At 61.8% G+C, this 21,885-nt stretch carries 19 protein-coding genes and 1 pseudogene; 11 read left to right on the top strand and 9 right to left on the bottom strand.

Annotated features, from left to right (window positions below; genetic code table 11):
- Window positions 1-5: 5 nt before the first annotated feature.
- The 4 genes from pal (at window position 6) to MUN46_RS03170 (ending at window position 4,146) form a co-directional block, all read left to right on the top strand.
- Window positions 6-548 carry a peptidoglycan-associated lipoprotein Pal gene (gene pal, locus MUN46_RS03185; RefSeq protein WP_243376478.1) on the top strand — a complete coding sequence of 181 codons (543 nt, stop codon included), beginning with the start codon at window positions 6-8 and terminating at the stop codon, window positions 546-548.
- Window positions 549-618: 70 nt separating this feature from the next.
- Window positions 619-1,464 carry a tol-pal system protein YbgF gene (ybgF, locus tag MUN46_RS03180; protein WP_243376477.1) on the top strand — a complete coding sequence of 282 codons (846 nt, stop codon included), beginning with the start codon at window positions 619-621 and terminating at the stop codon, window positions 1,462-1,464.
- A gap of 144 nt (window positions 1,465-1,608) precedes the next feature.
- Complete coding sequence (locus tag MUN46_RS03175; protein ID WP_243376476.1) at window positions 1,609-3,231, top strand: NAD-dependent malic enzyme; 1,623 nt, start codon at window positions 1,609-1,611, stop codon at window positions 3,229-3,231.
- 84 nt (window positions 3,232-3,315) lie between these two features.
- Entirely contained in the window at window positions 3,316-4,146 is an 831-nt protein-coding gene (locus MUN46_RS03170) for a segregation and condensation protein A (RefSeq protein ID WP_243376475.1), read from the top strand.
- 72 nt (window positions 4,147-4,218) lie between these two features.
- Here MUN46_RS03170 and metG read toward each other — a convergent pair.
- Window positions 4,219-6,285, bottom strand: a pseudogene (gene metG / locus MUN46_RS03165) (methionine--tRNA ligase); the annotation flags it as partial.
- Between the two features lie 191 nt (window positions 6,286-6,476).
- Between metG and apbC the strand changes: the two are divergent.
- The gene (gene apbC / locus MUN46_RS03160; RefSeq protein WP_243376473.1) at window positions 6,477-7,553 is read left to right on the top strand and encodes an iron-sulfur cluster carrier protein ApbC; all 1,077 of its coding nucleotides are present in this window, start codon (window positions 6,477-6,479) and stop codon (window positions 7,551-7,553) included.
- A 51-nt stretch (window positions 7,554-7,604) separates the two neighbouring features.
- Here apbC and MUN46_RS03155 read toward each other — a convergent pair whose 3' ends face one another.
- Complete coding sequence (locus MUN46_RS03155; protein ID WP_243376472.1) at window positions 7,605-8,699, bottom strand: NAD(P)/FAD-dependent oxidoreductase; 1,095 nt, start codon at window positions 8,697-8,699, stop codon at window positions 7,605-7,607.
- A 126-nt stretch (window positions 8,700-8,825) separates the two neighbouring features.
- Window positions 8,826-10,334: a M48 family metalloprotease gene (locus tag MUN46_RS03150; protein ID WP_243376471.1), complete on the bottom strand. Its 1,509-nt coding sequence runs from the start codon at window positions 10,332-10,334 to the stop codon at window positions 8,826-8,828.
- A 99-nt stretch (window positions 10,335-10,433) separates the two neighbouring features.
- Here MUN46_RS03150 and moaC point away from each other — a divergent pair, with 99 nt between their 5' ends.
- Window positions 10,434-10,946 (top strand): cyclic pyranopterin monophosphate synthase MoaC, encoded by a 513-nt coding sequence (moaC, locus tag MUN46_RS03145; protein ID WP_243376470.1) that lies wholly within the window; start codon window positions 10,434-10,436, stop codon window positions 10,944-10,946.
- On the opposite strand, the gene MUN46_RS03140 is transcribed toward moaC, so the two are convergent.
- Both MUN46_RS03140 and MUN46_RS03135 read right to left on the bottom strand, forming a co-directional pair.
- Complete coding sequence (locus tag MUN46_RS03140; RefSeq protein WP_243376469.1) at window positions 10,943-12,091, bottom strand: sensor histidine kinase; 1,149 nt, start codon at window positions 12,089-12,091, stop codon at window positions 10,943-10,945. The genes moaC and MUN46_RS03140 overlap by 4 nt on opposite strands.
- On the bottom strand, window positions 12,091-12,750 hold the full coding sequence (locus MUN46_RS03135; protein WP_243376468.1) for a response regulator: 660 nt from the start codon (window positions 12,748-12,750) through the stop codon (window positions 12,091-12,093). Before MUN46_RS03135 ends, MUN46_RS03140 begins: the two co-directional genes overlap by 1 nt.
- A 335-nt stretch (window positions 12,751-13,085) precedes the next feature.
- On the opposite strand from MUN46_RS03135, the gene MUN46_RS03130 reads away from it, so the two are divergent.
- A complete protein-coding gene (locus tag MUN46_RS03130; RefSeq protein WP_243376467.1) occupies window positions 13,086-13,805 on the top strand; it encodes a response regulator transcription factor in 720 nt (239 codons plus the stop codon).
- Window positions 13,802-15,214 carry a HAMP domain-containing sensor histidine kinase gene (locus tag MUN46_RS03125; protein ID WP_243376466.1) on the top strand — a complete coding sequence of 471 codons (1,413 nt, stop codon included), beginning with the start codon at window positions 13,802-13,804 and terminating at the stop codon, window positions 15,212-15,214. The genes MUN46_RS03130 and MUN46_RS03125 overlap by 4 nt, the downstream gene beginning before the upstream one ends.
- Here MUN46_RS03125 and MUN46_RS03120 read toward each other — a convergent pair.
- Window positions 15,195-16,046 carry an inositol monophosphatase family protein gene (locus tag MUN46_RS03120; protein ID WP_243376465.1) on the bottom strand — a complete coding sequence of 284 codons (852 nt, stop codon included), beginning with the start codon at window positions 16,044-16,046 and terminating at the stop codon, window positions 15,195-15,197. The two genes, MUN46_RS03125 and MUN46_RS03120, sit on opposite strands and share 20 nt — an antisense overlap.
- A gap of 138 nt (window positions 16,047-16,184) precedes the next feature.
- Between MUN46_RS03120 and MUN46_RS03115 the strand changes: the two genes are divergently transcribed.
- The 3 genes from MUN46_RS03115 (at window position 16,185) to aspS (ending at window position 19,091) form a co-directional block, all read left to right on the top strand.
- Entirely contained in the window at window positions 16,185-16,406 is a 222-nt protein-coding gene (locus MUN46_RS03115; protein ID WP_243376464.1) for an FmdB family zinc ribbon protein, read from the top strand.
- An 80-nt stretch (window positions 16,407-16,486) separates the two neighbouring features.
- Window positions 16,487-17,113 carry a DUF502 domain-containing protein gene (locus MUN46_RS03110; RefSeq protein WP_243376463.1) on the top strand — a complete coding sequence of 209 codons (627 nt, stop codon included), beginning with the start codon at window positions 16,487-16,489 and terminating at the stop codon, window positions 17,111-17,113.
- Between the two features lie 172 nt (window positions 17,114-17,285).
- Complete coding sequence (aspS, locus tag MUN46_RS03105) at window positions 17,286-19,091, top strand: aspartate--tRNA ligase (protein WP_243376462.1); 1,806 nt, start codon at window positions 17,286-17,288, stop codon at window positions 19,089-19,091.
- Between the two features lie 123 nt (window positions 19,092-19,214).
- Here the strand turns inward: aspS and MUN46_RS03100 are convergent, their stop codons facing one another.
- Genes MUN46_RS03100 through mtnA form a run of 3 tightly spaced genes read right to left on the bottom strand, consistent with a single transcriptional unit; the run spans window position 19,215 to window position 21,735 of the window.
- Entirely contained in the window at window positions 19,215-19,715 is a 501-nt protein-coding gene (locus MUN46_RS03100) for a twin-arginine translocation signal domain-containing protein (protein WP_243376461.1), read from the bottom strand.
- Window positions 19,712-20,665, bottom strand: a complete 954-nt coding sequence (locus tag MUN46_RS03095) for a class II aldolase/adducin family protein (RefSeq protein WP_243376460.1) — start codon at window positions 20,663-20,665, stop codon at window positions 19,712-19,714. The genes MUN46_RS03100 and MUN46_RS03095 overlap by 4 nt, the downstream gene beginning before the upstream one ends.
- The gene (gene mtnA, locus MUN46_RS03090; protein WP_281069859.1) at window positions 20,662-21,735 is read right to left on the bottom strand and encodes an S-methyl-5-thioribose-1-phosphate isomerase; all 1,074 of its coding nucleotides are present in this window, start codon (window positions 21,733-21,735) and stop codon (window positions 20,662-20,664) included. Before mtnA ends, MUN46_RS03095 begins: the two co-directional genes overlap by 4 nt.
- Window positions 21,736-21,885: the final 150 nt, after the last annotated feature.

The raw sequence follows: 21,885 nt of genomic DNA, 5'->3' as shown, positions 1-21,885 counted from the left end.
TTTAAATGAATTTTTCCCTGCGTTTTGCAGTTACAGCCATAGTCTCTGCAGCAGTCCTTGCAGGCTGCTCCTCTGTCCCCGTCGATAACGGCAACAAGGCCGGCGCCAGCCGGACCACAGCCGCGGCAACGGCCCCCGCCTCCGGCAACAGCACCGCCCGCAGCACCTCCGACGTGAAGACCGTGGAGGTGGATCCCCTGAACGATCCCAACAGCCCGCTCGCCCAGAAGTCCGTCTACTTCGGCTTTGATTCCTACACGGTCGACCCGCAGTACGACAAGATGCTTTCGGCTCATGCCAACTACCTGTCTAGCCACGCCTCCCGCAGGATCGTGGTTGAAGGCAACACCGACGAGCGCGGCAGCAGCGAGTACAACCTCGCCCTCGGCCAGCGCCGCTCCGAAGCCGTCGTGGCGAAGCTGCGGCTGCTCGGCGTGCCCGCCGACCGGATGGAGGCCGTGAGCTTCGGGAAGGAGAAACCCGCCGTCCAGGGCTCTAACGAACAGGCGTGGGCCAAGAACCGCCGCGCTGACATCCGCTATCGCTGAGACGACCCTTTAACTCGTCCTGCCGACGCCAGCCGGCGCGGCGGGACCTTTTTTTACCGGTGAGCAAACCATGATGTTCAGGCCTTTACCACTGATAGCCGCCCTGGCGGCGGGCGTCGGCTGCATGTCCAGCGCCAACGCGTTTTTCTCGGATGACGAGGCGCGCCTGGCCATTAACGCCATGCGCAAGCAGATGGTGACCATGCAGAGCCAGATCAGCCAGCTGGAGAGCGCCCAGAAGGCCAACCTGGCCGTCAGCAACCAGGTCGACGCCATCCGGCAGACGCAGGCGCAGCTTTCCGGCCGCATCGAGGTTCTGGAAAACCAGCTCGCCCAGCAGCAGAAAAACACGAAGGACCTTTACACAGATCTTGACAGCCGCCTGCGCGCGATGAACGCAAGGATCGCCAAGGTCGAGCCCCAGACCGTTCAGGTCGACGGAGCGAAAGTTCAGGTCCAGCCCCGGGAGAAGTCGCTCTACGACGCGGGCATGTCCGCCTTCCAGGCCGGGAAGTACCAGGACAGCATCACGCAGTTCCAGCAGCTTGACGCCCTCAACCCCCGCTCGCCGTACCTTCCCGAAGCCCTTTACTGGCAGGGCAACGCCTTCTTTGCGCTGCAGCAGTACAGCGAGGCCGCCTCCGCCCAGGAACGCGTCATCCGTGACTTCTCGGGCTCCAAGCGCGTGCCCGACGCGATGCTGTCCCTCGCCTCGGCCCAGACCGCCCTCGGCAACGTGCGCGCGGCCTATGCCACGTACGATGCCCTGAAGAAGCGCTACCCCGACACCGAACAGAGCAAGCTTGCGGACCAGAGGATGGCAGAGCTCAAGCCCGCGCTGCCGGTGGAAAAACCTGCGGTCAAGCAGCCTGCCACGAGAAAGGCTGCGCCGGCCACCCGGAAAAAGACCCGGTAAAGCCCGCACAGACCGAATAGTGCCTCTTAAGAGGTAGGCCTATAAAACCACCCGGCCTCGGATTGATGGAAAATAAGGCTTCGCCTCGATCTTCAGGCCGCAACCAATAACACTGAAGTTTTATTTTTTTAAGGACCAGACGACATGGCATGTCAAACGTTAAAAGGAGCTGCGCTCCTGCAAAACGGAGTGCTCAGCAAGGGAACCGCCTACACCGAGCAGGAACGCGCTGAACTCGGGCTCCGGGGACTGCTTCCCCCGGTGCCGAGCAACATCAGGCTACAGGCCGAAGCGATGATCGAGCAGCTGCGCTCCTTTGATACGCCTTATCAGAAGGCTCTGTTCCTCGACGGGCTGCGCGCCGCCAACGAAACGCTTTTCTTCCGGCTCGTGATGGACTATGTCGAGGAGATCCTTCCGCTGGTCTACACCCCGACGGTGGGCGAAGTCTGCCAGAAATACAGCCACCTCTACCGCTTCCCCCGCGGGCTCTTCCTCTCGATCGAGGACAAGGGGCATCTCGATGAGCTGATCGCGAACGCTCCCCAGCAGGAGGTCGACATGATCGTGGTGACCGACGGCCAGCGCATCCTCGGGCTGGGAGACCTCGGCGTGAACGGCATGGGCATCCCGGTGGGCAAGCTCGGCCTGTACACTGCCTGCGCCGGCGTAGATCCCCGCAGAACCCTGCCCGTCACGCTCGATGTCGGCACGGATACCGAACGCTATCTCAGCGACCCGCTCTATCTGGGCCACAAGCACAAGCGCGTCTCCGGCAAGGAATACGACGACTTCATCGAGGAGTTCTTCCAGGCGGTGCACAAGCGCTGGCCCAGCTGCGTCGTCCAGTTCGAGGACTTCGGCAACAACCATGCCTTCGACCTGCTTGAGCGCTATCGTTCGCGGTACTGCTGCTACAACGATGACATTCAGGGAACTGCCTCCATCGTCGTAGCCGGGTTCTTCTCCGCCATGAAGGCGAAGAACTCCCGCCTCTCGGATGAGAAGATCCTCTTCCTCGGTGCGGGCGAAGCCGCAACGGGCGTGGCCAACCTGATCGCCGCCGCCATGACGGAGACCGGCATCAGCAGGGAAGACGCCCTGAGCAGGCTCTACCTCTTTGACTCCAAGGGACTGGTGACCTCCGGGCGCGAAACACTTGCGCGCCACAAGGCCCCGTTCGCCAAGGATCTGGAGCCCTGCACCGACTTTGAGGAATGCATCCGCCGCATTCGCCCGACGGCGATCGTCGGCCTGTCCGCCCAGTCCGGCGCCTTCACAGAAAGCGTGGTCAAGGCGATGGCCGAAATCAACGAGCGGCCCATTATCTTCGCGCTCTCGAACCCGACCTCCAAGGCCGAGTGCACAGCTGAGCAGGCCTACACCTGGTCTGACGGCAGAGCGCTGTTCAGCTGCGGCTCTCCGTTCAGCCCCGTCACCTACAAGGGCAAGACGTTCGTGCCGCGCCAGGGCAACAACTCCTATGTCTTCCCTGGCATCGGCCTGGGCGCGATCCTCGGCCGCTGCAAGGAGCTGGGAGAGGACGTGTTCCTGTCGGCTGCCCACACCTGCGCCGACATGGTGACTCCGGAAGATCTGGCGCAGGGCTCGCTCTACCCCTCGCTCACCCGCGTGCGCGACATTTCGCTCGCCGTCGCTGTGAACATCATCAAGCTCGCCCTTCGCAACGGCACTGCGCAGATTGAGCAGCCCGCGGATATCGTGCAGTACGTGAAGGACCGCATGTACGTGCCCGACTACGAGTAACCATTCGGTCGCCTGAAGCACCGGCAGGGCACGGGGGCGGTTTTGGCCGCCTTCCGTGCCCTTTTTTGAGGATTCCTTCCGCAATTGGACGCCGCAGCCCAGCCGCAAGACACTCTGCTGCCCTCTGAAGATCCCGTCGCAAAACTCTACGGGGTACCGATGTCGCGCCTTCCCGACGGGCTTTACATCCCGCCCGACGCGCTCGTGGTGTTTCTGCGCTCCTTCGAAGGCCCGCTCGACCTGCTGCTGTACCTGATCCGCAGGCAGAAGTTCGACATCATGGACATACCGATGGCGACACTCACGCAGCAGTATGTCGCCTACGTCGAACTCATCCGGGCGCACAACCTCGATCTGGCAGGAGACTACCTGGTTATGGCCGCCTACCTGACTTCCATCAAAAGCCAGCTCCTGCTGCCTGTGAGGAAAACGGATACCGGTGAGGAGGCCGAAGATCCTAAGGCCGAGCTGATGAGGCGTCTGATCGAGTATGAGAAAATCAAGCGCGGCGCACAGGAGCTCGACGAGCTGCCCATCTGCGGGCGGGACTTCTCCGAGGTAAGCGTCCGGCTGGAAGAGGCTGACGATGAGAGGCTGCCAGAGGCAAGCCTCTCCGAACTGCAGTCGGCCTGGGCGCGCGTACTGAAAGGCCTGGCGCTGCGCGGAAACCACAGCGTGAGCCGCGAGGAGCTGTCCATACGCGAGTATATGAGCCGGACGCTGCGCGAACTGCAGGCGAAGCCCTACATCGAATTCTCTGCGCTCATTTCAGAAAGCCGCACGCCCCGGGAGGCGCTGGTATTCTTCCTGGCCATCCTGGAGCTCGCCAAGGAAGAGCTGGTGCACATCACGCAGGCCGCCCCCTTCGCGCCCATCTGGCTTACCGCCTCAGCCGCCCCGGAGTCCCTCTTTTAACACTGAAGGGCCAGGCGGGCAGGGACCACTGCACAAGAAGTCCGCAGGCTTTCCCCGCGGACTCTTGCACTTTCAGTGCAGCCGCATTCCGGGCTTTGCGCCATCGAACGGGGCGAGCAGGTAAAAGCCCGGCGTGCCGCCAGAGGCGTCGGATGCAGCAAGCACCATGCCCTCGGAGAGGCCGAAGCGCATCTTGCGCGGGGCAAGGTTCGCGACCACCACCGTGAGCCTGCCGACCAGATCCTCAGGCCTGTAAGAAGACTTGATACCGGAGAAAACCGTGCGGGGGCGGCCTTCACCTACATCCAGAGTGAGCCGCAGGAGCTTGTTCGAACCCTCCACTTCCTCGCACTTCAGGATTTTTGCCACGCGCAGATCCACGCGGTTGAAGTCCTGAATCGAGCAGACCGGGGCGATCGCCTCGCCGCCGGGCAGAGCTTCCTGCGGCTTTTGCTCAGGGGCGGGGGTCGGAAGCAGCTGATCCAGCTGTTTTTCCATGTCGACGCGCTGCATCAGGTGTTTAAAGGGGAGAATCTCGCGCTGCGAGTTGAGCGGGCTGCGAACGCTCTGCCAGGTGAGCTCCCCGCACTGAAGGAACTCCTCGACCTTGCTGGCGGTGCCGGGCAGGATAGGCTTCAGATAATTGGTGAGAATCCTGAAGGCCTCCAGACTCACCGAAGCAACGCGGTGCAGTTCGTCGGCCTTCTGCGGATCCTTGGCGAGCTCCCAGGGCTTCATGCGGTCGATGTACTCGTTGGTCTGGTCTGCGAGCTCCATGACGCTTCTCGTCACTCTGGAAAACTCGCGGTTCTCGTACAGATCCATGATGGAGCCGGCCTGGGAGCGCAGCGCCTCAAGCAGCGGATCGTCCATGGCGGCATCAAGCACCCGCCCGCCAAAGCGCTTCACAATGAAACCCGCCGAGCGCGAGGCGATGTTGACGTACTTGCCGATCAGGTCCGAATTGATCCGGGAGAAGAAGTCCTGCTTCGTGAAGTCAATGTCTTCGACCTTCGAGGAGAGCTTGGCCGCCAGATAATAGCGGAGCCACTCCGGATCCATCCCGAGCTCCAGGTACCTGAGAGGACTGATGCCCGTGCCCCGGGACTTGCTCATCTTGGCGCCTCCCACCGTCACGAAGCCGTGCACATAAATATGGTCTGGGACGCGGAACGGGCGGCCCGCGTACTTCAGCATCGCCGGCCAGAACAGAGTGTGGAAATAAATGATGTCCTTTCCGATGAAGTGGATCTGCTCGGTAGAGGGGTCGGAGAGGAATTTCTCGAAATCAATTCCCTTTGCGTTGCAGTAGGACATGAGGGAAGCGAGATAGCCGACCGGCGCGTCCAGCCAGACATAGAAGAATTTCCCCGGAGCGTCGGGAATCGGGATTCCGAAATAAGGCGCGTCTCGGGAAATATCCCAGTCCTCGAGCTGCGCGCCCTCGCCGAGCCACTCCTGGTCCTTGGCGAGCACCTCGGGCTGCAGGCGGGGCTTGCCGTCCAAGCCGCAGCCGCTAGTCCACTCCCGCAGGAACTGCCTCGCGGAGGGATCCGACAGCTTGAAAAAATAATGTACGGAGCTGCGCAGCTCCGGCTTGGTTCCCGTCAGAACCGAGTACGGATTGATCAGCTCGGTTGGGCTGTAGACCGATCCGCAGACCTCGCAGCTGTCCCCGTACTGATCTTCTGCGCCGCAGTGCGGGCACTTTCCTTTGATATAGCGGTCCGCCAGAAACATCTTCTTCTGCGTGTCATAGTACTGCGTCACGCTTTTCGTATAGATCATGCCGGCCGCCTTCAGGCGGCGGTAAATCTCCTGCGAGAGCTTCACGTTTTCAGGAGAATCCGTTGTGTACCACCAGTCGAACTTGATGTGGAAGCCGTCGAGGTACTGCTTGCGTCCGGCTCGGATCTGGGCCACAAACTCCTGCGGGGTGACTCCTTTTTTTTCCGCTGCGATCATCATGGGCGCCCCGTGGGTGTCGTCCGCGCCGACGAAGACGACATTGTTGCCCATCATCCGCTCATGGCGCACCCAGGTGTCGGCCAGGATATATTCCGTGATGTGCCCGATGTGAAACGGGCCGTTGGCGTAAGGCAGAGCTGTTGTTATAAAAATGTTGCGTTTGCTCATGGATTTTTTGGACGCAGAGAAAAGGAAATGAAAGTTTTATTTTATCTCTACCCGGCGCGGCCACGGCCCGGGCGGGCCGCCTTTTGAGCAGGGCTTCGGGCGCGGAGAGCCGGCGGTGCCTGCCGGATGGTCTGCGGCTGCTTCTAGGCGGCGTGGGATAATGGACGGAGTTTTGTGAGGACGCAACCAAGCCCATGACCAAAGATCAAATTGAAAAAATCCTGAACTCCGTCACGGACCCGAACACCGGCAAAGGACTCGGGGACAGCGGAGAAATCGCTGGGATCGACGCCTCGGAGAGGAAAACCCGCATCGAGATCCGTCTCGACTATCCCGCAAAGACGCAGATCGGGCCGCTGCGCGGCTCCATTCTGAAGGCCCTCGCGGAAAACGGCATCGAAGCGGAGGTCGAAGTAGAGCAGCGGATCCGGGCCCACAAGGTCCAGCCGCTGCTGCGCGTTCTGCCCGGCGTGAAGAACATCATCGCCGTCTCCTCCGGCAAGGGCGGCGTCGGCAAGTCCACCATCGCGGCCAACCTGGCGCTCGCCCTGTCTGCGGAAGGCGCCCGCGTGGGCATGCTCGATGCGGACATCTACGGCCCCAGCCAGCCCGCCATGCTGGGCGTGAACGCCATCCCCGCCTGCGAGGACGGCAAGACCATGACCCCGAACACGGCCTACGGGCTGCAGGTCAACTCCATCGGCTTCCTGATCAACCCCGAGGATCCTGTTATCTGGCGCGGCCCGATGGTGTCCTCCGCCCTCCAGCAGCTCCTCTTCCAGACCCGGTGGAGCGACCTTGACTACCTCGTGGTCGACATGCCCCCCGGAACAGGTGACGTGCAGCTCACGCTCACCCAGCAGGTGCCCGTGACCGGCGCCGTGGTCGTCACGACTCCCCAGGAGATCGCCACCCTGGACGCCAGAAAAGGCCTCATGATGTTCAGAAAGGTCAATGTGCCGGTGTTAGGCGTCGTCGAGAACATGGCGCTCTTTCGCTGCCCTCACTGCGGACACTTGGAACGGATCTTCGGCGAGGGCGGCGCCAAGCGGCTCTCAGAGCAGTACGACGTGCCGATCCTGGGCAGCCTGCCGCTGGACCCTGCGATCCGGCAGGAAGCTGACTCCGGGCGGCCCACCGTCATCGCGGAGCCGGAAAGCGAGACTGCAGGCCTTTTCCTCAGCATTGCCCGCAAGGCGGCCGCGGCCCTTTCGCAGCTGCCCGTCGATCATTCCGCGTCGCTGCCTAAAATCAAGCCGGTAAAGGCCTGACCGGCCGCGGCACATTGGCCCCCCCGCCGCCCAAGGCGGCGGGTCGGGTCTTCATTCGGCGTCTTCCTTGTGGTGCGCAGGATCGGGCACGCCGAGTGCCTTGTGCAGCTTGGGAGAAGTCGTCGTGTACTGCAGGAAGACCTTTTTCTCAGGAAATACGTACTGCGAGGCTCCGAAAGCGGCCAGCGCGCACTCGTGAAAGCCCGACAGGATCAGCTTCTTCTTGCCCGGATAAATATTGCAGTCACCAACGGCGAAAATGCCGGGCACGCTGGTCTCGAACTTGGCTGTGTCGACCACGATCTGCTTGTGGTCCAGCTCGATGCCCCAGTTCACGATGGGGCCAACCTTGGGCTGGAGGCCAAAGAACACCAGCAGGCAGTCCAGGGGGATGCGCCTCACAATGCCGTCGGCTCCCGTTACGCGGATTTCCTTGAGCCGGCCGTCCTTCTCTTCGAATCCCGTCACCGAGCCGATCATGAACTGCATCTCCCAGTTTTCGCAGAGCTGCTTCATCTTTGCCACGCTCGCAGCGGCCGCGCGGAATCCGTCGCGGCGGTGCACGAGGATGACGCTTTCGGCCTTGCCGACCAGATTAAGCGTCCAGTCCAGCGCAGAGTCTCCGCCGCCGCAGATGACGATGTTCTTGCCGGCGAACTGCTCAGGGTCGCGGACGCGGTAAAAGAGCTGCTTGCCTTCGAATTTCTCGATGCCGGGCACCCGCATCGGGCGGGCGTCGAAAGAGCCCACGCCGGAGGCGATGATCACCGCTCTGCAGTGGAATCGGGAGCCGGCATCCGTTTCGACATGGAACGTCCCGTCGGGCAGCTTCTTCACCACGGTCACAACTTCGCCCAAATGGTAGACGGGCTTGAAGGGCCAGTTCTGCTTGAGAAGGTTCTCGGTGAGCTGCGCCGAAGAATAGACAGGCACGGCGGGAATGTCGTAGATGGGCTTCTGAGGATAGAGCTCCATGCACTGTCCGCCCACGTTCTTCAGGGAATCGACTACGTGGCACTTCATCTCCAGCAGGCCCAGTTCAAAAACCTGGAAAAGCCCGACCGGGCCGCCGCCCACGACAACAACATCCGTCTCTATCGTTTCGTCGCAGCGCGACGCGACGATCATGTAATCTTTAATAGCCATTGGAAATCTGTTTTTCCGTAAAGGATGAATGCCCGAAAGGGAGCTCCCCCGCCGGGCCGCCGGTATGAAAGGTATCTATTTTCTCATGATTTGAGGGACTTAACATCCCCCGCCGGAATAGGGAGCCTAACGGCTCCCGCCCTCCTCGTCCTTCATTCTGGCCTCGGCCTCGCGCAGCCTCGCATCAATCTCGCTCATCGTATAGAAGTCTCCGTCCGAGGCCTTCTCCGCCTCGTGGAATTGAATCGCAGCCTGTTTCCACTCTCCCTGCAGGGCGTACATCCTCCCGATGGCGAGGTGCGACTCACTGTGCCGCCCGAGGGCCTCGCTCGACTGAGCGTAGTAACGATAATACGCGGGATTGTCCTGCGAGAAGGCCCCCTGAGTTTTCAGGTACCGGAGGATCTCTTCATACCGGCCCATGGAGCGCAGCGCCTCGATGTAAGCGCCTGCAGTCATGGATGAAACGGGGTTCTGGTCGCAGAGCCGGCGCATCTGGGCAAGCGCCGCCTCCTTTTCGACCTCGCTGCCGGCGGCGAGGAAGCGGGTTTCGCAGAGGTTTTTGTCGATAAAGACGCTTTTGCGTCCCCCTGCTGCCGCAGCCGCCTTTTCCGCCTCTTCATAGGCCACGGCCGCTCTGCCCATCTGCCTGTAGGCCACGGACAGGCCGTAGTGTGCCGCCGCAGCCTGCTCACCGGAGCTCCGGCCGACAAGCCTGAGCCGCAGCTGCCGCACAGCTTCCTCCCAGTCCGCCGTGCGGTCCCCCTGCAGCACAAGCAGCCGGGCCTGGATCAGAAGGAAGTCAAAGTCGTCGGACTTTCGGAATGACTGGGGATAGTTTCTCGCCCTGTTTTCCATGTCCCCGATGCGTTCGATCGTAAGCGGATGGTCGGACAGATAGGAGTTCGAGGAATCATAGCTGCCGCTTTGCTGCTGCAGGCGCTGGAAAAACCGTACCATGCCGCGGGGGTCGTAGCCGGCGCGCGTAAGGATCTGGAAGCCTATGCGGTCAGCCTCCTGTTCGGCACTTCTGGAAAATTTCAACTGATTGGAGATCATGGCAGCCTGACTGCCCATCACGATGGCAGAGGCGGCGTTGCCCCCCGAGCTACCGCCAGCGGCAGCCGCTAGAATCGCAAGCAGGAAGGACCCGAGGGCGAGCGCCCCCGTGCCCTTCTGCCTTTCAAACATCCGGGCGATATGCCTCTGGGTAACGTGCGCTATTTCATGGGCCATAACCCCCGCGAGCTCGCTCTCATCGGAGGCTGCGAGTACTGTGCCGGAAAAAACGGCGATGAAACCGCCGGGAAGGGCGAAAGCGTTAATCTCAGGCACCTTCAGCGGGAAAAACTGGAAACCATAACTGTTGGAGGGCGCCATGGCCACCAGCCTGTAGCCCAGCCGGTTCAGATACTCGGAGACGTCCAAGTCATCGAGGTAAAAGCGGCTGTTACGGATCTGGACCATAGACTGCTCGCCGATCCGCCTCTCTTCCTCCGGGGACAGCTCGCCGGACCCCGCCGGCTCCCCGATGGCCGGGAGACGGACCTGATCCATGCCCTGAGCCGCCGAGGCGCTGAGGACGGGCGTGGCGGCGAGGATCAGGCTTAAAGAGTAGGCGATCAAGGACTTCATCGGTTTATTCCGCTAAAAAGCAAGCCTCAACTATGATAAGAAGCCGGCGCCTCAAGTAGAGGCCGCGCTTTCATTTTTTTGGTGACTGAGTATTTCTCGATGACTTCTGAAAACGGTTTAACGCATTTCGACAGCAGGGGACAGGCCCACATGGTGGATGTCGCCGCCAAGAGCATCACCCACCGGTGCGCCACGGCCCAGGGCGTTATTCGCATGCATCCTTCCACATTCCGGATCATCGCCTCGGGCAGTGCCAAAAAAGGCGACGTCATTGGCATCGCACGCATCGCCGCCATCATGGCAAGCAAGAAAACCTCGGAGCTTGTCCCGCTGTGCCATCCTCTGCCCCTGACCCATGTGGCCGTCGACTTCGATCTCCACGAAAAGGAAAGCGCCGTAGTCTGCCGGGCGACCTGCGAAACGGACGGAAAAACGGGCGTGGAAATGGAGGCCCTCACTGCCGTGGAGATAGGGCTGCTCACAATCTATGACATGTGCAAAGCGATCGACCGGGGCATGGTTCTCTCGGACATCCGCCTGCTTGACAAGAACGGGGGCAAAAGCGGCCACTGGCAGAGCGCCGATCCCGCCCCGAAGCTTGCTGCCGGCTAAGCCACCGGCAGCTTCAGCCGCACCTGCACCCCTCGGGCCTGCGGCCCCGCCGAGACGCTGAGCTCACCGCCGGCCTCCCGCACGCGCCGGTTCATATTCGCCAGCCCGAGGCCGTTGCCCTGCGAGCGGTCGGAGACAGCGCCGGGGGCCATGCCCCTGCCGTTGTCCGCGGCGGAAAGCAGCAGGACGCCCCCGTCCACGGAGGCTTTGACCTCGAGCCGGTCAGCGCCGCTGTATTTGACAGCGTTTGTCAGAGCCTCCTGCAGCACGCCCAGAGCGCAGAAGGACAGCTCCGGGGGACAGGCGAAGTCATCCGGCATGCCGGAGACATCCCAGACCAGATGTATTCCGGCCGCGCGAAGCCTGGGTTCCATACGGTACCGCAGATTGGCCAGCGCGGCGGTCAGATCCTCCGTTCCTACCCCGCTCGAGTCGATCGCAAGGCGCATCTGATCCAGGCAAGACTGCAGGGAGTCCACGAGCGCTTCCTGGGAAAGCTTGCCGGTCTTTGCCGCGGCGAGCGTCGACACAAGCTCGGCTCCAAGACCGTCGTGCATATCGCGAATGTACCTTGCCCGCTCCCGGGCGACAGCCTCCTGCTCCGCCTCCCTACGGACGACCCCCTCGTCCTGCGCCGCAGGGGAACGACCCCACCGGGCCCAGCCCCATAGCAGCAGACAGCAGAAGGACGCCGCCTCCGCCACGAGCAACGGCTGCAAAGAGCCTTTCAGCGCGAACACCGCAAGTCCCGAGGCGAAAGCCGAGGCGGCCGCCGCCGGGAAAACCGGCGCTGCATCGGGCCGCCGCCGAAGAAGCAGAGTCCCTCCGGCCAAAACGAGCAGGAGGAGCACCAGACTCTCCCCGTTCAGCCAGGAAAGACTGGCGGCGAAGGGACACAGGAGCGCCTGCAGAAGCCCGAAAAACAGCAGCGCTGCCGCGGAAACCGCACCTGAGCGTTCCGCGGGCCGGTGCGCCTGGCCGCGCACGAGGACAAAAAGAACCGCAAGGCACGCACCGTAGAGAAGATGCCTAGCGTTCAAAAGCAGGAAAACAAGAAAGGGGAAAGACCCTTCCGGACCTTCGGCAAGAGCCGCAGGGGAACACAGGGCGAGCAGCGTCCCCCCGAGCAGACGCAGCTTCTTCATCAGGAGTTGAGCAGACCCATCTGACCGGCCTCATAGACCGCCTCGCCGCGCGAGTGCACCTGCAGCTTGCGATAAATCTTCTTGATGTGGGCGGTGACGGTGTGGGGCGAAATAGAGAGAATCTCCCCTATTTCATTGAAGCTCATGCCCTTGGCGAGCAGATGCAGGATCTCAGTCTCGCGCGTGGACAGAGGATTGGGCTCGGAAGACTGGACAATGCCGCTCGAATGAGTCTGCAGAGCCCTCAGCACGCTCCTGGCCACCGAGGGGCTCACAGGAGAGCCGCCGCCGCGCAGCAGCTTGATCTGTGCGGTGATGTCCTCGCTTTCGGCCTCCTTGAGGATGTAGCCCGTCGCGCCGGCCGCGATGGAGTTGACCACGTGCTGCTCGTCTCCGTAGACCGTGATCACCATGATGTCAGAAGACGGGTGCAGACGGCTCGCGAGGTGGATAAGGTCTATCCCGTCCCCGTCGGGCAACCCGAGGTCTATCACCATCACTTCAAATTTCAACGTTTCGATCAGTCGGGCGGCGTCCCTCTTTGTGGAGGCGCAGCCAACCACTCTCATCAGCGGGTCCTGATTGATCGTAGTTTCGAAACGGTGGCGGACCTCGCCGTCGTCCTCAACAAGCAGCACGTTGATTTTGTTTTCTGGCATTTAAGCTTTGATTTTCAGTCAGGCTGGAAACAAACGTAAGCAAACCCCCGGAATGCAGGCCGGAGCATCTGCGGCCCGCCTCGTAAACCGGGGCTTTTTCGGATTATAAAGCACGATAATGGATTAAACCCTCCGACTTTTCCCACAGGCCTCGGGAAGCCCCCGGGGCCGGCCGGAGGCCGGCAGTCTCTCTGCCGCAGCCGCTTATCCCGCGCTGCGCGGACGAGCACAAAACGGAGCAAGACCGTTATCATTGAGCGGAGTAGGACCGTTATCTTTGATAAATAATATTTTTATAATCTTCTTAGAAGCGTGCAATTTTCACACCTGCTGCCATGCCTGATGCAAAACCCAAAATTCTTCTCGTAGACGATGACGCGGATCTAGTCTCCCTTTTGACCGACGGGCTCCAGCTGGAGGGCTTTGCCCCCACGCCCGCCTACAACGGGAAGGAGGCGCTTCTGAAGCTCTCCCAGGAAAATTTTGACCTCGTCATCCTTGACCTTATGATGCCCGGCATGAGGGGCACGGACGTGCTTATCAAGATCCGGGAGTGGTCGCACATCCCCGTCATCATGCTTACCGCCCGCGGCGATTCCGCCGACAGGATCATCGGCCTGGAACTCGGTGCGGACGACTACGTCTCCAAGCCCTTCACTCCCCGGGAGCTTTTCGCCCGAATCCGCGCCATTCTCCGGAGATCCTCCGGGACTGGGGCCTCAAGCATCCCCCTGATCATCGGGCCGCTCACCCTGAGCTCCTCGCAGCGGCGGGTGTGGGTCACGAAGACGCAGACCCCGATTGAGTTCACGTCGACGGAATTCTCGCTTTTCGAAATGCTCGCCAAAAACTTGGGCAACCGGGTTTCCAAAGCCGACATCTACGTCAAGGTTCTCGGCCGCGACATGGGCCGCTACGACAGAGCGATCGATGTGCATGTCAGCTCGATCCGCCACAAAATAAGCCGTGCGGCGGGCGACGCGATCTCCATCGACAGCATCCGCGGCTTCGGCTACCAGATGTCCGTCACAAAAATGCCGAACCAGACCAAATGAATTCCGTTTCCGCGGTCCCTCAGCCGCGCTCTGCGTCCCTTAAAAAATTCAACACGGTTTTCTGGCGCGTTCTGGCCGCCTTTCTGGCGGCCATGGTGCTGTCGGGGGTTTTCGTGTTCACGATCATCCTGGGGCTGCACTCCGCCCAGATCCCGAGCAACCCCGGAAGCAGGGACCGGCTGGTGTTCGCCTCCCAGATGGCCGGCATTGCGGGGCAAGCCGGACTCACGCAGTGGCTGAAGGAGCAAAAGCCCCTCGTCGACCACTCCTACGTCTATGCCGTTGACGAGAGCGGCAAAGATCTGGCCGGCCGCCCCATCTCAGCGTCCCTGGTGAAACAGGCCCGCGAGATGTACGCCCAGAATCCCGGTTCGGGGGACATTGTCCGGATCAGTCTCGAAGGACGGCCGGTCCTCGCCTTCACGGTAAGAAACAGCAGCAGCTTCCTGAGCGAGTCGCGTTTTTTCCTGTCGCGCCCGCTCTGGCCCAACATCATCGCCTCCCTGCTGGTAGCCGTGGCGGTCGCCTCGGGCATGGCCTGGTCCATCACCCGCCCGATCCGGACAATCGAACAGGCCATGGACAAAGTCACCGCCGGGGATCTGTCGGTGCGGGTCTCTCAGTCCGTCCGGACCTCCAGCGTGGAGCTCCAGAGCCTGTCGCAGTGCTTTGACAAGATGGCGGGGACCATAGAGCAGCTGCTCGAGCGCCAGCAGACGCTTTTTCACAACGTCAGCCATGAACTTCGTTCGCCCCTTGCGCGCATGAACTGCGCGATTGACATCGCGAGGCAGTCCCCCGAGAAGATCCCCGCGATGCTGGATCACATCGAATCCGACGTTAAAAAAATGGACGCCCTGATCGACGACCTCCTCACCTACACTCGGCTCAACGCAGCGGATCTGCCGCTCGAGCGCGAGAACCGTGTCGTGTTTGACGCCGGCGAAACGCTGCAGGACGTGATTGACAGCGCAGGCATCGAGGCCAGCAGGAAAAAAGTCTCGATCCGGGCCGAGCTGCCCGACTCGCCGCTCAGACTGACCGGCAATTCCAACATCCTGGCCCACGCTCTGGAAAACGTCATCCGAAACGCCATCCGCTTTTCTCCCGAGCAGGGCGTCATCACCTGCAGGGCCTGGAGAAACGGCGACGATCAAATCAGCATCGCGATTGAGGATCAGGGCCCCGGGGCCGATCCGAAGGAGCTGCCCACGCTCTTTGTCCCCTTCTTCAGGGGATCGGGGCAGCCCACGGGCTCGGGTTTCGGGCTTGGGCTGGCCATCGCACGGGAGACCGCCAGGCGCTTCGGCGGCAGCATTGCCGCCGAGAACATCCGCCCGCACGGGCTGCGCGTCCTGATCACGCTGCCCGCCCTCTCCGAACCCGCCGCTACAGAGAAGAAGAGTTAAGGATCTGCAGCACCTCGCGGTGCAGACCGCCGGCCGTGCACACAGCGGACTTGTCGATGAGCGGGCTGCCGCCCTTCGTGCTGGTGATGACGCCGCCCGCCCCCTCGACCACGGGGATCAGGGCGGCCGCATCCCAGTACGACAGGTCAGGGTCAATCATGATGTCGGCCCCGCCGGAGGCGACGGCGAAATAGCCGAAGCAGTCGCCCCAGGTGCGATAGAGCTTCGCCTGGTCGACCAGCTTCTGCATCCGCCCGTCCCCGACCTGCTCGGGAGTGCTCCAGTGAGAAGTCACCAGCAGCGTGGCCTCCTTCAGGCTGGAGCACGGGCGCACCTTCATGGGGACGGACTGAGAAAAGCCTGGCCCGCGGCGCAGCTCCGCGTGATTCTTCCAGCCGATCGCCCGCACCCCGGCTGCGGGAAAAGCGATGGAGGAAAGGATGGGGCCGAAGCCCTCCCCGTCATCGCGTTCAAGCGCGATCAGGTTCCCGAACAGGAAGCAGTTGGAGATGAACGCGCGCGTCCCGTCGATGGGATCAAGTATCCAGCGGTAGCGCGGCAGGGCCGCGGCCGGCTCCCTGACTCCCCACTCCTCCCCCAGAATGCCGTGGGCGGGGAACCGGGCTTCAATGAGGTCGCGCATGGCCTTTTCGGCTCCGCGGTCCGCCCGGGTGACCGGCGTATGGTTGGACTTCTCGTCGACGTGAATGCCGGTGAGAAAATTAGGGAGGATTTCGGCGGCGGCAGCGTCCGCCAGCTCCTGAAGGAAAGGCAGGAACTGCCTGAGCTCCTCCTGCCCGATATTCCTGGTGTAACCGACCGGCTCTGTCATCGCTTTGCTCCCTCCATTTAAATACCGAAGCCGCGCATCGGACTTTCCGACACATAAGTAATCAGTTGAGCCATAATTATAATTTTATGAGGCCAGAGCACTGGCCCGTGTCTGTTTTTGAAGGACTATTCAGAAATCATGCCGATTTACGGTTACAAATGCTCTTCCTGCGGCTATGAAGAGGATGTCATCCAGAAGTTTTCCGACAAGCCGCTCAAAACCTGCCCCAAGTGCGGCAAGGACACCCTGGTCAAGCAGCTTTCCGCCCCGGGCTTCGAGCTGAAGGGAAAGGGCTGGGCCGCCACGGACTTCAACGCCGGCCACACAGGGGTCGCTGCGGCTCACAAGAATTCTGACTGAAGCGCCCCAGGCGCTGCGGTCTGCCATGCGCCCGAGACCCCGGCAGGGAGGTCCGCGGGCGCATTTTTTTCTTTCATATCATGTTCAAGAAGTTTTTTTCCGCCGGGCTCCTTTTCTGGATTCCGCTGCTCTTTACGGTCTGGATTCTCGACAGCGTCATCGAGTTCAGCGACAGGCTGCTCGTGTTTCTGCCCCCGCGCTGGCTGCCCGAATCCATTTACGGCGTGCACATCCCGGGCTTCGGCCTGCTCGTTGCCGCGGCCATCGTCCTGCTCACCGGCGTGGTGGTGGCCAATGTGCTCGGCAGAAAGCTGGTGTACTGGTGGGAGACGCTGCTCGAGCGCATTCCCGTGGTCAAGCAGCTCTACGGCGGGATCAAGAAGATAGCCGGGACTTTCCTCAATCCGCAGTCCCGAAGCTTCCAGAAGGTCGTTCTGGTCGAGTACCCGAGAAAAGGCATGTGGACGCTCGGGTTCGTGGCCAATCAGGCAGGGCCGGCTCTCTCGCAGAGCTGCGGGGGCAGCGCGGTCGCGGTCTTCATCCCCACCGCCCCCAACCCCACGTCCGGCTACGTTGTGCTCGTGCCGCAGGAAGACGTCCGCGATACGAGCTGCAGCATCGACGAGGCCCTCACCTTCCACGTCTCGATGGGGGTCGTGCAGCCGGGATCCGCCTCGGAGGTCGAGGCAAAGACGCCCGAGCCCTGAGGACCCGTCCAACAATTCTTGCCTCGAGTCCACTCACAGCGCCTGCCTCGCGCTAAACTTTAAGAATATGTCAGTTGCCGGCGGCTCCCGTTGCGGGCGCTCGGGAGCGCCGGTGGCTTTTTGTTTCTGCAGAAAAAAGCTTTTCTGCTTTTTTGTTTGACCCGGAGCTTGTATGCGTACCGTTTATTCGGGTTTGGTTGATGAGAAATTCATCGGACAGACCGTTACCCTTTATGGCTGGGTTCACCGCCGCAGAGACCACGGCGGCGTCATCTTCATTGACCTTCGCGACCGCGAGGGGCTGGTTCAGGTGGTCTGCGACCCGGATCGCCCGGATGTCTTTCACACAGCGGAGAAAGTCCGCAACGAGTACTGCCTTAAAGTAGTCGGCCTGGTTCGCGCTCGTCCCGAGGGAACCAAGAACGAAGATCTGATTTCCGGCGGCATAGAAGTGCTGTGCAAAGAGCTCGAAGTTCTCAATGCCTCCCTGCCGCCTCCGTTCAGCCTCGACGACGACAACATTTCTGAGACCGCGCGCCTCACCTACAGGGTGCTCGACCTGCGCAGGCCCGTGATGCAGCACAACCTGCGCCTGCGCTACAAGACCGCGATGGCCTTCCGGCGCTTCCTGGACGCGCACGGATTCATCGACATCGAAACGCCTGCGCTCACCCGCAGCACTCCTGAAGGCGCCCGCGACTACCTGGTGCCTTCCCGCGTGGAGGAAGGCTGCTTTTACGCACTGCCTCAGTCTCCGCAGCTTTTCAAGCAGCTGCTCATGGTCGCAGGCTTTGACCGCTACTACCAGATCGTCAAGTGCTTCCGCGATGAGGATCTGCGCGCTGACCGCCAGCCTGAGTTCACCCAGGTCGATATTGAAACTTCCTTCATGACTCAGGAGGAGATCCGCTCGCTGTTTGAGGAAATGGTGCGCGGCGTGTTCAAGGAAGTGCTGAACGTGGATCTGGCGAATCCGTACCCGGTCATGCGCTGGGACGATGCGATGGCCCGCTTCGGCTCGGACAAGCCCGATCTGCGCGTCTCGCTTGAATTTAAGGAGATCACGGATCTCTGCCATGACACGAACTTCAAGGTGTTCGCCAACGCCGCCGCAATGAAGAACGGCAAAGTGGTCGCCATGAACGTGCCGCACGGCTGCGAGCTGCCCCGCTCCGAGATCGACTCCTATACCGAATTTGTCAAGATCTACGGCGCCAAGGGCCTCGCCTACATCAAGGTCAACGACAAGAGCAAGGGCCGCGACGGCCTCCAGAGCCCGATCGTCAAGAACCTGTCGGATGAATTTCTGAAGGCCGTGATCGAAAGAACCGGCGCGAACGACGGCGATGTCATCTTCTTCGGCGCCGACAAGAAAAAGATCGTCTGGGACTCCCTGGGCGCTCTGCGTCTCAAGATCGGCCACAGCGAGTTCGGCAAGAAGGCCGGCCTCTTCAAGGACGGGTGGAAGGCCCTCTGGGTCATTGACTTCCCCATGTTCGAGTGGTCCGACGAAGAAAACCGCTGGATGGCCTGCCACCACCCCTTCACCTGCCCGCAGGACTCCGACGTGGACAAACTCGAGAGCGATCCCGAGCACTGCTACGCCAAGGCCTATGACATGGTGCTCAACGGCTGGGAAATCGGCGGCGGCTCCATCCGAATCCACAAGGAAGACGTGCAGGAAAAAGTCTTCAGCGCCCTGAAGATCACCCCCGAGGAGGCTGAGCAGAAGTTCGGGTTCCTGCTGAAGGCCCTGAAGTTTGGCGCGCCGCCTCACGGCGGCATCGCCTTCGGCCTGGACCGCATCGTCGCAATGATGACCAAGGCGAATTCCATCCGCGACGTGATCGCCTTCCCGAAGACCCAGCGCGCCCAGTGCCTGCTCACGCACGCGCCCGCGCCGGTGACCGAGAAGCAGCTGCGCGAGCTGCACATCAGGCTCAGAAACGAGCACAAGGCAGCTAAGGACGGCGAGTAAGCCCTTAAAGGGGCCCGCGCCCGCTCCGGCCTCTTTCCCCTTCGGGGGGAAGAGGTCTTTTTTTGGGGCGGAGCGGTGCAGCCGAGCCTGCCCGCAGCCTTCGGAAACCCGGCCCGGAAAAGGTCAGAACATCGGAAGCGGCCGGTCTAGCCAAGGGTCCGTGCTTGTCGTCCAGGACACCACGTGTCCGGTCATATCGAGATCCACCCACAGGGCCATCGGAGCGCGGGAATAGTCCTCATAGCGGTACATCAGAGAGGTTTGCTTGAGCGCCGGGAATTTGTACTCCTCCGCACAGGGCCCCAGGAGCTCATAGACCTGAGCGCGGGTCATCCCTGGCTTGATCATCGGGAAGTTATCCTCGACAAGAGCCTGCTCGAGCTTAAAGTACCGTCCCGAGGAGTCCAGGAACATCCACCAGACGGCCTGGCCCATGGGCTGCCAGGAATAAGTGAGCCGCACCGTCCCGTCAGGCAGGACCGTCCTTGCATGGGGCTTGCCCAGCTTCGCGACGATATCAGCTTCCGAAACCCCCTTGGCGATAAGCTGGGGGTGCGCGCAGCCGCCAAGCACCAAGACGGCGGCACCGGCCGCAGCGGCCTTCAACAGCGTTCTTCTTTTCATGACCCACCCTGACTGTTTTCTGCCGGATTCTGATCCGGATAGCGGCTCTTCAGGCCGGCGGCCAGATTCTCCAGGGCCCGTCGGTATTGCTCGGACGGGCACCCGATAAGAACAGCGTCATCGAGAGCATCGGCCATCAGCCGCCCTATTTCCCTGAAGTTCTCATCGAGAACCTTCACCTTTTCAGTACAGGAAATATTACGGCCGTCGGCGTATCTCCACAAAGGCATCCCGTCCGGGCGCGTCAGCGCGGGCTCGCCGCGGCTGAGCCTCCTGCTGTTGTCCTCGTAGGCCTTGAATTTCCCGAGAACCTCGTGCATCTGGCCTTCGGTGAGCACTTCGACCGGCCCCAGGGCGAGCAGTTCGATGTACATCGAGGCCAGGTTCTCGACCTCCACGGCAAGGCTGAGCGCCTGGCTCGCGTCGCTGCCTGCTGCGACGACGCCGTGGTGGGCGAGCAGGCAGCATCGGCGCTCCTTCAGAGCCTCAAGCACGTTCCGGGCAAGCTCAGGGGTCCCAAAGAGCGCATACTTCGCGCACGGGATGTCCTTCCCTCCGGAGGCTGCCACCATATAGTGGAAGGCCGGTATTGGAGTCTGCCTGCAGGCAAGGACCGTGGCCCTGGGGGAATGCGTATGCACGACGCCGCCCCACCCGGGGTGCGCCCTGTAGATCTCGGCGTGCATCAGCCACTCACTGGAAGGCTTGTGCGGCCCGCTGTGGACCCATTTGTTCGTCCCGTCATCCCAGTAAATCAGGGACAGGTCCGCGGGCCTGAGAGATTCGTAGTCCATCCCTGAAGGCGTGATCAGAAAAGCGGTTCGGCCTCCCTCTTCGCATCTTGCCGAAACATTTCCGGCCTTGTTGACCACCAGACCGGCCCGGGCCATGCCTCGGGCCGCCCGGATGACGCTTTCTCTCGCCCGGGCCTCATTGTCAAAAGACATCATTGCGGCCTCCATTCCAAAAGTTCGCTGGGGCGCAGCACCCCCTTTTCCGTGATGATTCCTGTGATCAGCTCCGCGGGCGTCACGTCAAAGCCCGGGTTGAACGCATCGGTCTGCTGCGGGGCTATCCGCAGCGTCGAGACGCTCCCGTCGGGGCGCACGCCGCGAATCTCACGCAGCTCGCCGCCCGATCTCTTTTCAATGGGGATGCCGCTGCCACGGCTCAGAGAAAAGTCAATGGTTGAAAACGGCGCGGCCACATAAAAGGGGACGCCGCTCTCACGGGCCGCGAGAGCCTTCAAGTAGGTACCGATCTTATTGGCGGCGTCCCCGTTCGCGGCGATTCGGTCCGCTCCCACGATCACGACGTCCACAAGGCCGCGCTGCATGAGGTATCCACCCGCATTGTCGGCGACCAGCGTTACCGGCAAGCCCGCCATCCTCAGCTCCCACTCGGTTAGCAGTCCCTGCAGACGAGGCCTCGTCTCGTCGGCCCAGACATGAACCGGAATCCCGTCTGCGCTGCACTGGTAAACGCCGGAAAGCGCTGTTCCGTAATCGACCGTCGCAAGCCAGCCCGCATTGCAGTGGGTGAGAATCTGAAGGGGCCGCCCCGGCCTCGCTTCGGACAGGGCCCGCAGCAGCCGCGCCGCGTACCTTCCTATAGAGCGGTTGGCGGCTACGTCCTCCTCGGCCATCCGGGCTGCCTCGCTGCGAGCGCAGCGGATCCTCTCCCGGCCCTCAAGGCCTGAAAGCCGCGCTGACATGCGCTTCACGGCCCACTGCAGGTTGACCGCAGTGGGTCTGGCGGAGGCTATCACCTCCAGGCGCCTCCGGAGCTCGTTTCCTCCCGGGTCGTCCGCGACCGCGAGTGCCGCAGCCCAGGCGCCGGCCACACCGATGAGCGGTGCTCCCCTCACCTCCATGCGCTCAATGGCCTGCACCAGCCGCTCCCAGCTGCGGGCCGTCCGTATCCGCAACTCATAAGGAAGGAGCGTCTGGTCAATGTAAAGGACCGAGTCCCCTTCGTCCTCCGTCCAGATGGTTCTCATTGGCTTGCCTTCAACGAGCATGGTTAAAACCCCGCTGCGGTTGCTGTTCTGACAAACCTATAGCTTACTGCCTGAGAAGCCTGCGGCCGGGGCGTTCGCCGTGGATCGCCCGGATATAAACTTAACGCAGCCTGCCACAGCCGTTTTCTTTTCCTCCGGCCCCGCCCGGCA

This window comes from Mesosutterella faecium, from assembly GCF_022809315.2.
Taxonomy (GTDB): Bacteria; Pseudomonadota; Gammaproteobacteria; order Burkholderiales; family Burkholderiaceae_F; genus Mesosutterella; species Mesosutterella faecium.
This window is presented reverse-complemented; position numbering and strand designations above follow the sequence as displayed.